The 12,691-nt window shown below is 62.7% G+C and carries 10 protein-coding genes; 2 read left to right on the top strand and 8 right to left on the bottom strand.

Annotated elements, in window-relative coordinates; all coding sequences use genetic code 11:
• Positions 1-9: 9 nt before the first annotated feature.
• Entirely contained in the window at positions 10-603 is a 594-nt protein-coding gene (locus I2H31_RS18590; RefSeq protein ID WP_196294562.1) for a HupE/UreJ family protein, read from the top strand.
• A 373-nt stretch (positions 604-976) separates the two neighbouring features.
• Complete coding sequence (locus I2H31_RS18585) at positions 977-3,331, top strand: M1 family metallopeptidase (protein ID WP_196294561.1); 2,355 nt, start codon at positions 977-979, stop codon at positions 3,329-3,331.
• Positions 3,332-3,540: 209 nt separating this feature from the next.
• Here the strand turns inward: I2H31_RS18585 and I2H31_RS18580 are convergent, their stop codons facing one another.
• From I2H31_RS18580 to pheT, 8 genes are all read right to left on the bottom strand, one after another.
• Positions 3,541-4,200 carry a cytochrome b/b6 domain-containing protein gene (locus I2H31_RS18580; protein WP_196294560.1) on the bottom strand — a complete coding sequence of 220 codons (660 nt, stop codon included), beginning with the start codon at positions 4,198-4,200 and terminating at the stop codon, positions 3,541-3,543.
• A 14-nt stretch (positions 4,201-4,214) separates the two neighbouring features.
• A complete protein-coding gene (locus I2H31_RS18575; protein ID WP_196294559.1) occupies positions 4,215-5,450 on the bottom strand; it encodes a pyridoxal phosphate-dependent aminotransferase in 1,236 nt (411 codons plus the stop codon).
• An 80-nt stretch (positions 5,451-5,530) separates the two neighbouring features.
• Positions 5,531-6,505 (bottom strand): N-acetylmuramoyl-L-alanine amidase, encoded by a 975-nt coding sequence (locus I2H31_RS18570; protein WP_196294558.1) that lies wholly within the window; start codon positions 6,503-6,505, stop codon positions 5,531-5,533.
• A gap of 64 nt (positions 6,506-6,569) precedes the next feature.
• Positions 6,570-7,352 carry a hypothetical protein gene (locus I2H31_RS18565; protein ID WP_196294557.1) on the bottom strand — a complete coding sequence of 261 codons (783 nt, stop codon included), beginning with the start codon at positions 7,350-7,352 and terminating at the stop codon, positions 6,570-6,572.
• A gap of 119 nt (positions 7,353-7,471) precedes the next feature.
• Positions 7,472-9,160 carry a ribonuclease Y gene (rny, locus tag I2H31_RS18560; protein ID WP_196294556.1) on the bottom strand — a complete coding sequence of 563 codons (1,689 nt, stop codon included), beginning with the start codon at positions 9,158-9,160 and terminating at the stop codon, positions 7,472-7,474.
• 135 nt (positions 9,161-9,295) lie between these two features.
• Positions 9,296-9,589, bottom strand: coding sequence for a cell division protein ZapA (locus I2H31_RS18555; protein WP_190922794.1), 294 nt, complete (start codon positions 9,587-9,589; stop codon positions 9,296-9,298).
• A gap of 40 nt (positions 9,590-9,629) precedes the next feature.
• Entirely contained in the window at positions 9,630-9,926 is a 297-nt protein-coding gene (locus I2H31_RS18550) for a hypothetical protein (protein ID WP_196294555.1), read from the bottom strand.
• A gap of 265 nt (positions 9,927-10,191) precedes the next feature.
• Entirely contained in the window at positions 10,192-12,627 is a 2,436-nt protein-coding gene (gene pheT / locus I2H31_RS18545; RefSeq protein ID WP_196294554.1) for a phenylalanine--tRNA ligase subunit beta, read from the bottom strand.
• Between the last annotated feature and the right edge of the window lie 64 nt (positions 12,628-12,691).

Genomic DNA, 12,691 nt, shown 5'->3' with positions numbered 1-12,691 from the left:
CTTTGTGACATGTCCGTTTTTCAGACTTATCTGCAACTGGGTTTCCTGCACATCTGCACGCCGCGGGCGGCCGACCACCTCACGTTCCTGCTGGCGCTGTGCGCGCCCTACGTGCTCAGCGACTGGCGGCGGGTGCTGGCCCTGGTCACGAGCTTCACGGTGGGGCACTCGCTCACGCTGGCGCTGGCCACGCTGGGCGTGGTCAGCTTCAAGCCCGCCGTGATTGAAGCCCTGATTCCGGTCACCATCATGGTGACGGCCCTGCTGAACATGCGCGGAGCCGGCCGGCTCATCACGCGGCGGGCTCCCATGTTTGCGGCCGCGCCCAATGCGCTGGCCCTGGTTTTTGGGCTGGTGCACGGGCTGGGGTTTTCCAGCTATTTGCGGGCCTTGCTCGGCGCAAATAGCCGGCCGGTGGAAGAATTGTTTGCCTTCAATGTGGGCGTGGAGCTGGGCCAGGTTCTCATTGTGAGCATCATTTTATTGCTGGGCGCGCTGCTGCTGGGCAGCCTGCGCGTGGCCCGGCGCGACTGGCTGCTCACCACCAGCGGCGCGGCCCTGGGCATTGCCACGGTGCTGCTGGTGCAGCAGCTGTGGCCGTAGCGGCCGGGAGACGGGGGCGGCCTTCCGCATTTCCGCGGGGTGCCCCCAACGCCCGTCGGGGGCACCCCGTAACATTCCGGTGCTCTGGTTGCGGCCGTTGGCATGGCACGGGGGGAGGGCGGAGTGCCCTCAACGCCCGCAACCACTACCCTGGAACATTCCGGTATGCCCTCAACGCCGGCAACCACGACCCCGGAACATTCCGGTATGCCGCCGACGGGCGCAAGCATGGCACCGGAACATTCCGGCGTCGCGTCCGGATTCTGCACCCCACGGCCGGCGCCGGGGGCACAGGCCCGCAACCTTGCCGTAACTTTAAGCGACCTTACCGGTCGCCATTTTCCATCTGACTTTTTTCCATCCTGCTTTTTTTATGCGTCGTTTTCTATTGGCCGTCCTGGGGCTGGCGCTGACGGGCTTATTGCCCGCCGCCGCACAAACCACCAACTCCGGCACTGACAAATTCGCGCAGCTCGAAACGATGCTGCCGACCCCCAACAGCTACCGCACCGCCAGCGGCGCGCCCGGCGCCGACTACTGGCAGCAGCGCGCCGACTACGACATCAAGGTGACGCTGGATGATGCCAAGCAGGCCCTCACCGGCCGCGAAACCATCACCTACACCAACCTCTCGCCCGACGTGCTGCCCTACCTCTGGGTGCAGCTCGACCAGAACATCTGGGACAAAAACTCGATGACCACGGCCACCGAGGTGAACTCGCTGAGCGACAAAGTGCCCTTCCGCACCCTCGAAACGTTGGTGGATGACTTTGATGGCGGTTTCCGGATTGAAAGCGTGACCGGCAAAGACGGCAAAGCCCTGCACACCGTCACGAACCACACTATGATGCGCGTGGACCTGCCCGCGCCGCTGCGGCCCCACCAAGCGGTGTCGTTCAGCGTGAAGTGGCACTACAACATCAACGACGCCACCAAGGGCGGCCGCTGCGGCTACGAGTACTTCCCCGCCGACAAGAACTACCTCTACGAGATGGCGCAGTTCTACCCCCGCATGGCCGTGTATTCCGACAACCAGGGCTGGCAGCACAAGCAGTTCCTTGGCAACGGTGAATTCACGCTGCCCTTCGGCGACTACAAGGTGAGCATCACCGCGCCGGCCGACCACGTGGTGGGCGCCACTGGCACACTCCAAAACGCCGCCCAGGTAATGAGCGCCACCCAGCTGAAGCGCCTGGAGCAGGCCCGCAACGCCAAGAAGCCGGTGGTCATCGTGACCCAGGACGAAGCCGTGAAGGCCGAAGGCAACCGCGCTACGGGCACCAAAACCTGGAGCTACGTGGCCAAAAACGTGCGCGACTTCGCCTGGTGCAGCTCGCGCAAGTTTATTTGGGATGCCATGCAAATCACGCAGAGCGGCAAGCCCGTGCTGTGCATGAGCTACTACCCCAAAGAGGGCAACCCGCTGTGGGGCCAGTACTCGACGCAGGTGGTGGCCCACACCATCAAAACCTACTCGAAATACACCATTCCCTACGCCTACCCGGTCGCCATTTCGGTGCACGGCGCCATCGGCGGCATGGAGTACCCCATGATTTGCTTCAACGGCGGCCGGCCCGAGAAGGACGGCACTTATTCGGCCGAGCGGAAATACGGGATGATTTCGGTAATTATCCACGAAGTGGGCCACAACTTCTTCCCGATGATTGTGAACTCCGACGAGCGGCAGTGGACCTGGATGGACGAGGGCCTGAACTCCTTCGTGCAGTTCCTCACCGAGCAGGAGTGGGAGCGCAACTACCCCAGCCGCCGCGGCGAGCCGCGCAACATTGCCGCTTATATGGCTACGGATAAGAGCCTGCAAACCCCGATTATGACCAACTCGGAATCGGTGCTGCAGTTCGGCAACAACGCCTACGGCAAGCCCGCCACGGCCCTCAACATCCTGCGCGAAACGGTGATGGGCCGCGAGCTGTTTGACTATGCCTTCAAAACCTACGCCCAGCGCTGGGCCTACAAGCACCCCACGCCGGCCGACTTCTTCCGCACCATGGAAGACGCCTCGGCGGTGGACCTCGACTGGTTCTGGCGCGGCTGGTTCTACACCACCGACCACACCGACCTCGCCCTGGAATCGGTGAAGAGCTACAACGTGAGCACCAAAAACCCGCAAGTGGAAAACGCCCGCCTGCAGCAGCAGCGCGCCGCCGCGCCGCAGTCCATTACCGCGCAGCGCAACGCCACCGACATCCCCCAAACGCTGGTGGACGAGAAGCCCGAGCTGAAGGATTTCTACAACAGCTACGACCCGCTGGCCGTGACCCCCGCCGACCAGCAGCGCTACACCGCCTACCTCGGCACGCTCTCGGAAGAGCAGCGCCAGCGCCTCGGCGACTCGCAGAATTTCTACGAGCTGAGTTTGCGCAACGTGGGCGGCCTGGTGATGCCGGTGGTGCTGCAAATGACCTACGCCGATAACTCGCAGGAAATCCAGACCATTCCGGCCGAAATCTGGCGCAAAAACAACGCCCAGGTCACGAAAATCATCGTGACCAAGAAGCCGGTCATCAGCTTCGTCCTGGACCCCTTCCAGCAAACGGCCGATACGGACTTGAGCAACAACGCCTTCCCGCGCCAGCCCGCGGCCTCGCGCTTCGAGCTGTTCCAGCAGCAGTTCCAAACCCCGCCCAACCCCATGCAGCAGCAAACCACACGCACCAGCAGCCCCATGCAGAAGCTGGAGCAGAAGCCCGTGGGCAGCGGGCAGTAAATATTAGAACCAAACGGCCGTCATTGCGAGTGGAGCGCAGCGAAACGCGGCAATCCGTCCTATAAATCCCCAACCCTCTCTTTTACCAGAAAGCCCCGACACTGCATTGTGTCGGGGCTTTTGCGTTGACAAAGGCTTTCTAACACCTCAAGGCTAGTCGCGCTGAGAGGACGGATTGCCACGCTGCGCTCGCAATGACAGGCGAGCAGTTAGAGCTTAGCCGTCGGCGCCTCGCCGCCTACCATGCGCGAAATCAGCCCGTGGTCTTCTTTCATTTCAGCCCACACCACGCCCGCCACGTGAATGAGAATGAAGCCGATGATGAGATACATCGTCACGTTGTGCGTTTCCTCCGCCAGGTGATGGATGCCGCGCAGCCAGGACACATCTTCGAATACCAGAATCAAGCCCGTGGCGACCATGATGGTGATGAAGAGGTAAAACAGCGCGTAGGTGGTTTTGGCAAACAGAATCTTGCCGGCCTTGCTTTTGTCGGCGGGAGGCGCCAGGCGGTAGCGGCGCAGAATTTCCAGCAGCCGCGCCGAGAAGCGCATCTCCGACGGCCCCGTGAGCTGCAGGCCCAGCCGGAACACCCAGAGCGCCACCAGCGTCCAGCCGAAATAGACGTGCCAGGCCCAAATTCGCTCGCTGATGATGTGGGCCAGCTCACGGGCCTGCGGCACCGAAACGTCTTTGCCCGATGATTGCAGCTCCGTTACCGCCGATTTGGATTTGACAATCACCTTCTGAAACAGAATGGTCATCAACTGCAGGCTGATGAGCAAGGCGTTGGCCCAGTGCCAGAACCGCAGCGTGCCGCGGTAGTCTTTGGTGGGCGCTTTGACGGCAGGGGCAATGCTGGGATTCATTGGTGGTCAGTGAGTCAGATGGAGACGGCTTCTACGTTGGCCGTGGGCACGGGTTCGCTGCGGCCAGGGTACACCAGCAGGGCGTTTTCCAGGCAAGTGAGGGCGGCGGCCAAGTCGGTTTGGTTGATGACGTAAGCCAGGCGCACTTCCTGCCGGCCCAGGCCCGGCGTGTGGTAGAAGCCGTTGGCGGGCGAGAGCATCAGTGTCTGGTTGTGGTAGGTAAATTCTTCCAGCAACCATTGGCCGAACTGCTGGGCATCGTCGACGGGCAGGCGGGCCACCACGTAGAAAGCGCCGCCCGGCACCGGGCAGGTCACGCCGGGCATGGCGCGCAGGCGGGCCACGGTGAGGTCGCGCCGGGCCTGGTACTCGGCGCGGGTGCCGTCGAAGTAGGACGCGGGCAGGTCGGCGGCGGCCTCGGCGGCCAGCATCTCCAGCACCGGCGGGCACACCCGCATCTGGCCAAAGTGGAACGCCGCCTGCCACACGTCGGCGTTGCGCGTGACGAGCGCGCCCACGCGGGCCCCGCAGGCGCTGTAGCGCTTCGAAATGGTGTCGACCATCACCACGTGCCGCTCGCCGCCGGTCAGGCTCAGGGCGCTGGTGGCTTGGGCGCCGTCGTAGCAATATTCGCGGTAGGCTTCGTCCGAAATCAGAAATAAATCGTGCTGCTGGCACAGGCTTAGCAGGGCTTCCAGCTCATCGCGGCGGTACACGTAGCCCGTCGGGTTGCTGGGATTACAAACCAGGACGGCGCGGGTGCGTTCCGTAATCACGGCCTCAAATTCGGCCAGCGGCGGCAGGGCAAAGCCGTCCTCAATACGGGCCGTGACGGGCACGATGCGCACGCCCGCCGCGATGGCAAAGGCGGTGTAGGTGCCATAAAACGGCTCGGCAATGATGATTTCATCGCCGGGATTCAGGCAGGTGAGCATGGCAAAGTGAATGGCCTCGCTGCCCGCCGTGGTCACCATGATGTCCTGGAACCGGGCCGGAATGCCGGCGCGCTGGTAATAAGCTTCCAGCTTGCGGCGGTAGCTGTCGGTGCCCGCGCCGGGCGCGTAGCCCAGCACCTGAATGTCGGCGGCGCGCACGGCGGCCAGCATTTCGGGCGGCGTCAGCACGTCGGGCTGGCCGATGTTGAGGGGATAGACAATTTTGCCCTGCTGGCGGGCGGCTTCGGCAAACGGCAGCAACTTGCGAAACGGCGAAACGGGCATGGCCTGCCCGCGCTGGGAAACTTCTGGCATACAATACTTTTAAACCGGACGGCCCGCGCTGTGGCAACAGCCGGGCCCCGCTATTCGCTAAATATAGCGGCTAGGGCCGGTTACAGGCACTTCTTATACAGGTTGTAGAGAATCCGGTTGTCGGCCTCCGTCAGCGGCCCGCCCACGTTTTGCTGAATGAAATGCAGCTTAAACGCCCGAATGGCCGCCGGCAAGTCCCTGGTGTCGTAGCCAATAATGCGTAGCGCATCTTTGGGGTTGAAAACCGTAATTGGACCATTGAGGCGCGCCAGCTGGGCGTCGACTTTGCTCGTATCGGTCGGCAGGGGCGGGGCAGAAACGGGCGCGGCGTCGGCCGGCAGGGGCGGAGCGGGCGCCAGCAGGCGACTGGCCAGGGCCGCGGCGCTATCGGCGCTAAACGGGCTGGGCAGCGGGCCGGGGTCGTACCACAGGCCGAAGCCGTTGTCAGCCAGCCGCTTCCACGGGAACAGGGCGCTGGGGTCGTTCTTGCGGGTGGGCGCGATGTCGGCGTGTCCCACGAAATTGGCGGTGGGAATGCCATAGGCCTTTTTCAGGCCCGCCAGCACGCGCAACAGGCTGGCAATCTGTGGCTCCGAAAACGGCTCGGTGCCGTTGTTGTCCAACTCGATGCCGATGGAGGAGGAATTGATGTCTGTGGTGTTGCCCCACTTGGCCGCGCCGCCGTGCCAGGCCCGCAGGTAGTCGTTCAGCATGTGAAACACCCGCCCGTCGCGCCCGATGACGTAGTGCGCGCTCACCTGCGTGCGCGGCAGCGTGAAGGTCTTGAGCGTCTGGGCCGTGGAATCCTGCGCCGTGTGGTGGATGATGACGTAGTTGGGCTTGCGCAGGTTGAAATTGGTGGTGCCCACCCAGTAGGCGCCTTGCAGCAGGCTGTCGGCGCCGGGCGTGGGCACGGGCGTGGCGCGCAGGGCCTTGGCGTAGGCCTTCACCTGGGTTTTATACGACCTGTTGGTGGCGGTGTAGGGGTTGCGCTGGGCGGCGCAGGCGGCCAGCACGGCCACGCCGGCCAGGCCCAGGCAGGAGCGAAAGGTCATACAGAAAAGCAATTTCGGAAGCAGAAATGGGGCAGAAAGCCAGGCGCGCGCAAAAATCGGTCGCTCAGCGGCCTTCGGGCGCGGAAGCGGCCTTGCCGAACAGGCAATGCGGAAAAAGGGTGATGCCAATAGTGGTGTAGCCGCGGGTTTGCTTCAGGTCGCGCACCCCTTCGGCGTAGGTGGCATTTTCATAATAGCCGAACGTGGACGACGAGCCCCAGGCCGCCTGCAGCTGCACGGGGCGGCTTTCGGGCGGGCCATCGCCCAGCCGCACCCGAAAGTACACCATGGGCTCGCCGCGGGTCATGCCACGCAAGTCTACGGGTGTGCCGCGGTTGGTGAGGGTGGTGAAATTAACCTGCGTGACCCGATAGGCCAGCCCCAAGGACACCGCGTTGCTGGCCTGGAAGGTCCCGTAGGCCTCGCCATACACCTTGTTGTAGCGGGCATCGTACTCGTAGCGGGTGGAAGGAAAGAAAAAGCCCGCCCGGGAGAAGCCCGCCATGCTCTGGGCCTGGCCGAAGCCACCCAGCGCGCCCACCAGCAGGCGGGGGTGCGGCTGCCAGTAAGTGCCCAGGCCGAGGTCGTATTGGTGCCCTCGGTAGTAGGTGCTGTCTTTGGAATTGTCGCGCAGGTTGCTGAAGGCCGCCCGCACCAGCAGGTGTCGCACCGGCGAGTAGGTGCCCGCTATGTCGGCCCGGCCATTGAGGTAGGTACTGAGTGTGACTTCACCCTGCTTTTTGTCGGTAATCTGCGGGGCGGCGCATTGGATGGGCATGTACACCACGCAGCTGGGCAGCAACAGGATAAGGCCGATACCCAAGAGGATTAGTAACCGTTGGTTCATCGTCGGGCAGAATGCGCAGATTGGTGGCGAAAGGGAGCAGGAAGTTAGGCATAAAAAAGCCCCCACAGCTTCGGCTACGGGGGCTTTTAATTCTCAGCCAGCAGAGCGGGCGCTACTGCTTACTTGGCATACGCCACGGCGCGCATCTCCCGGATTACGGTGATTTTAATCTGGCCGGGGTACTGCATCTCCTTCTCGATTTTCTGCGAAATCTCGAAGCTCAGCTCGGCGGCGCGCTCGTCGGTCACGTTCTCGGCGTCCACCATCACGCGCAGCTCGCGGCCGGCTTGAATGGCGAAGCACTGGTTCACGCCCTTGAAGCCGTTAGCGGTTTCCTCCAGCTGCTTCAGACGCTTGATGTAGCTCTCCATCATCTCGCGGCGGGCGCCGGGGCGCGAGCCCGAAATGGCATCGCAGGCCTGCACGAGCGGCGAAATCATGGCCGTCATCTCAATCTCGTCGTGGTGAGCTCCGATGGCGTTTACCACATCGGGGTGCTCTTTCCACTTCTTGGCCATTTCCATGCCCAGGATGGCGTGGGGCAACTCCGGCTCCTCGGTGCTCACCTTGCCGATGTCGTGGAGCAGGCCGGCGCGCTTGGCTTTCTTCACATCGAGGCCCATCTCGGCGGCCATAGTGGCACAGAGGTTGGCCACTTCGCGCGAGTGTTGCAGCAGGTTCTGGCCGTAAGACGAGCGGAAACGCATCCGGCCCACCATCTTAATCAGTTCCGGGTGCAGACCGTGAATGCCGAGGTCGATAATGGTTTTCTCACCAATCTCAACGATTTCCTCTTCAATATTCTTGCGGGTTTTGGCCACAATCTCCTCCACGCGGGCCGGGTGAATGCGGCCGTCCTTCACCAGCAAGTGCAAGGAGAGGCGGGCAATTTCGCGGCGCACCGGGTCGAAGCCCGAAATAATGATGGCCTCCGGCGTGTCATCCACAATGATTTCGACGCCCGTCGCGGCTTCTAGCGCGCGGATGTTCCGGCCCTCGCGGCCAATAATTTTGCCCTTCACGTCGTCGCTTTCAATGTTGAAAATCGACACGCAGTTTTCAATGGCGTGCTCCGAGGCGGTGCGCTGAATGGTTTCCAGCACAATCTTCTTGGCATCCTTGGTGGCCGTGAGCTTGGCCTGGGCCACGGTGTCCTTCACGTAGGAGCTGGCCTGAATCTGAGCTTCGTTCTTGAGGCTTTCCACCAACTGCTCGCGGGCTTCGGCGGCCGTTAAGTTGGCAATGGTTTCGAGCTGGCGCTGCACGGTGTGCAGCTGCTCGTCGGCTTCGCGCTGCTTGGCTTCCAGCTCGGCCATTTGCTCTTCGTGGTCGAGGCGGCGCTTTTCGGCCTGGGCTTCCAGCTTGTCGCGCAACTGCTGGGTGTCGGTTTGGTTTTTCTCGCGCTGGCGCTCCAGGTCGGCTTCCTTTTTCTGCAGCTGTTCGAGCTGGCGCTGCGTGGTTTCGGTGAGGAGCTTGATGCTTTGTTCCTGCTCCAACACGCCCTGGCGGCGCTGGGTCAGCTCGCCGTCGAGCTCGGCTTTGAGGCGCTTGCTTTCCTGGTCAAACTCGTTGCGCAGCGTCTTGAACTTGTTCTTCGACTGCTCCAGCCGCTCGTCGGCCTGCTTGATTTTTTCGTCGCGAAGGCGGTTGCCTTTCTCCTCGGCCTCGCGAAGGATTTGCTGAGCGCGGGCCTGCGCCTCGCCCTCGTGGTCCAGCCGGGCTTTGCCGGCCAGCTGCCTACCCACCACAATGCCCGCCACAAGGGCGACCACTGCGGTCAGTATACAGTACAATATGATGGGTGACATGGAATTATGGTTTTTGGGGTGGGTGAAAAAACCATAACCAGGTAGAACAGAAGTGCCCGGGCGGGGCGGAAGCGGCCGATTGCCGCGCCGCCCAACCGGGCCAACGAGTGTGCGGGTGCCGGGCGGGGCTACATGTTAGCCCGCCAGCACCACGCCTGAAAGCAGCTCGTCGAAACGAGCCAGCCGTTCGGTCAGCGCCGCATCGGTGCCATCCTTTTCCTTGCTCACTTTCAATTGGTCGGCCATGGTGGCCAAGGCAACCATGGCCAGCAAGTCCTGCTTGTCCTGAATGCCGTAGCCTTCCCGGAATTCGCGCAGCTTGTCGCCCAGCAGCCGTCCGGCCAGGCGCAGCCGTTCCTCGTCCTGCACGTCCACGCGCATGGGATAGTCCCGGTCAGCAATACGAATTTTGATGGCTAGCTCGCTCATACGGCGATAGTTGCGGCAAAAGGTGAGGGGGTCAGTCGGGTTAGTCTCTCAAATAGGCAAGACACTTGTCCAGTTCGCGGATGTATTCGTTGAGGCGCAGTTTAAGTTCGTTGGCGTGGGTGGGTTCCCCAGCTATGGTGTGTACAAGTTTAACAATATTTTCCTGGTTTTGTCGCTCCTTGAGCTGCCGGTCCTTCTCGCGCACGTCGGCGCGCAGCTGCTGAATGGTGGTGGCGGCGTCGGCCATTTCCTCGCGCAGCTCCTGATAGGCAGCCACTAAAGTGGTAATCTGCCGCTCCAGGCGGTCGAGTTGCGCAAGCTGTTGGGAGGAGGCCACGGTGGAGTAAATTTTTGCGTGAAGATAAAGCGGCGGGCCGAAAGCTGCGCTTTATCCCGGGCTTGCTCGCGGCTTGTGTCTCAGAGGGGTTTGGGTTCGGGAAAATGAACGGAAAGAAAACCAAAACGTCATGCTGAACGCAGTGAAGCATCTCCACCGCGCAAGTAATTTATGATTTACTACTGCGGCAGAGATGCTTCACTGCGTTCAGCATGACCGTGCGGGTGAAAAGGGCAAGAAGCCAAAAAGTACCGCAGACCGGAACCTACTTCCGAATCAGCGCGCCGGCCTGCTTCTCAAACTGCTGAATGAGCCGCTGCATTACCTGGTCGATGGCCTGCTCGCTGAGCGTTTGGGTGAAATCCTGCAGGGTGAAGCTCACCGAGTACGACTTCTTGCCCGCGCCCAGGTTTTCGCCGGCGTACACGTCGAACACGTTGATGCTCTGCAGCAGCTTCTTCTCGGTGCGCCGGGCAATCTGCTGGAGCTGGTCGAAGGTCACGGCAGCGTCCACCACCAGGCTCAGGTCGCGGCGCACCTCCGGGAACTTGGGCAACTCGCGGGCCACCAGCGTGGGCTTGTATTTCTTGCTCAGCGCGTCCCAATCCAGCTCGGCGTACCATACCGGCTGGCTCACGTCCATCTTTTTCAGTACCGAAGCCGACACGGCGCCGAGTTGGGCCACGGGCTGGTTGTGCACCAGCAGCGTGAGGCCGCCGGCCAGGTAGGCGTGCTGCACCGGCTGCGACGCCGCCCCGCCGAAGCCCAGCGCCGCTAGCACCTGCTGTACCGCGCCCGCCAGGTCATGGAACGCGGCTTTTTCGGACTTGTGCTGCCAGGTTTCGGCGGTGGCGTTGCCGGTCAGGTACAGCACCAGCTTGTTCTTTTCCTGGTACTTGCCGTTCTCGTTCTGCGCGTACACTTTGCCGAATTCGTACAGCTTCAGGTCGCGCTGGCGGCGGTTGAGGTTGTGCCGAATAATTTCCAGGCCCGAGTGCAGCAGTGTGGGGCGCATCACGTTCAGCTCAATGCTGTTATAGTTCAGAATGCGCACCAGCGAAGTTTCCGGCTCGCCTTCCTTCTCGAAGTACTGCGAGTTGGTGAGCGAGTTGGTCAGAATCTCCGAAAAACCCTGGCCGCTGAGCAGCGAAGCAATTTTCACCCGCGTCACTTCCGGGTCGGGGTTCGGGAATTTCGCCAGGAAAGAAGCCGAGTTGTTGGGCCGCAGGGCTACGTTGTTGTAGCCGTAGATGCGCAGGATTTCCTCAATCACGTCGGCCTCGCGCGTCACGTCCACTTTGTGGGGCGGCACGGTCAGCGTCCAGGTGTCCTGGTCGCCGGCGTCGGGGTTTGCTTCGGTGATTTCGATGTCGAGGTCGGTGAGAATCTGACGAATGCGCTCGGGTGCGATGTACTGGCCCACCAGCCGCTCCACGCGGGGCAGGCGCAGGCGCACGGTGGCGGGCTGCACGGGCGTCGGGTACTCGTCCACCACGGGCGCGGCCACGGTGGCCCCGGTCACTTCCTGCAACAGCAGCGCCGCGCGCTTCAGGGCCACGGGCACCATGTTGGGGTCGGTGCCGCGCTCGAAGCGGAACGAGGCGTCGGTTTTCAGCTGGTGCGTTTGCGAAGTACGGCGCACGGCCACGGGACCGAAGTAGGCGCTTTCCAGGAACACGCGGGTGGTGCTTTCGCTCACGCCCGACGTCTTGCCGCCGAACACGCCGGCCAGCGCCATGGGCACGCCATTGGCGTCGGCAATCACCAGGTCCTCGGCTTTGAGGCTTCGCTCCACGCCGTCCAGCGTCACGAACTTCTCGCCGGCTTCGGCGCGCTTCACGCGGACTTGGTTGCCGGTAATCTGGTCGGCGTCGAAGGCGTGCAGGGGCTGGCCCAACTCGTGCAGCACGAAGTTGGTCACGTCCACCACGTTGTTGATGGGGCTCAGGCCGATGCTACGCAGGCGGCGCTGCAGCCACTCCGGCGAGGGGCCGACCTGCACGTTTTCCAGCAACAAGCCCGCGTAGCGCGGGGCAGCTTCCGGGTACTCAATCGTCACCTTGATATTGCTGTCCGCCGACTCCGGTGCCGCGAAGCCGCTCACGTCCGGCAAGTGGCAGGGCTGGCGCAGCAGGGCGCGCAGCTCGCGGGCCACGCCGTAGTGCGAGGCGGCATCGGCCCGGTTGGGCGTGAGGCCGATTTCGTACACAGTATCCGACCCCAGGCCGAAATACTCGGCGGCGGGCGTGCCGTTGGGCAGGTTCGTATCGAGCACCATGATGCCGGCGTGCGACTGGCCCAGGCCGATTTCGTCTTCGGCGCAAATCATGCCTTCGGAGGCCGCGCCGCGGATTTTGCTTTTCTTGATTTTGAAGGGCTCGCCCTGGGCGGGGTGCAGCTCGGCGCCTTCCAGGGCCACCACCACGCGCTGACCGGCGGCCACGTTGGGGGCGCCGCACACAATTTGGCGTGGGGCGCCGTCGCCCACGTCCACGGTGGTCAGGCTGAGCTTGTCGGCGTCGGGATGGCGCTCGCAGGTGAGCACCGTGCCCAGCACCACGCCGCGCAGGCCGCCGGGGATGCTTTCCAGCTCCTCCGTGCTTTCCACTTCCAGCCCCGAGCCGGTGAGCAGGGCGCCAATCTCGGCGGCAGGTTTGTCGGTCGGAATGAGGGTTTTAAGCCAGTCGAGGGAAATGCGCATTGGGAATGGTCGGTTGGTAGTTGTCCGTTGTCAGGCCGCTGACGACCGGGCAAAGGTACAGCGG

Source organism: Hymenobacter ruricola (assembly GCF_015694525.1).
GTDB lineage: Bacteria > Bacteroidota > Bacteroidia > Cytophagales > Hymenobacteraceae > Hymenobacter > Hymenobacter ruricola.
The sequence above is the reverse complement of the archived record's forward strand: the minus strand, read 5'-3'. Positions and strand labels throughout refer to the sequence as shown.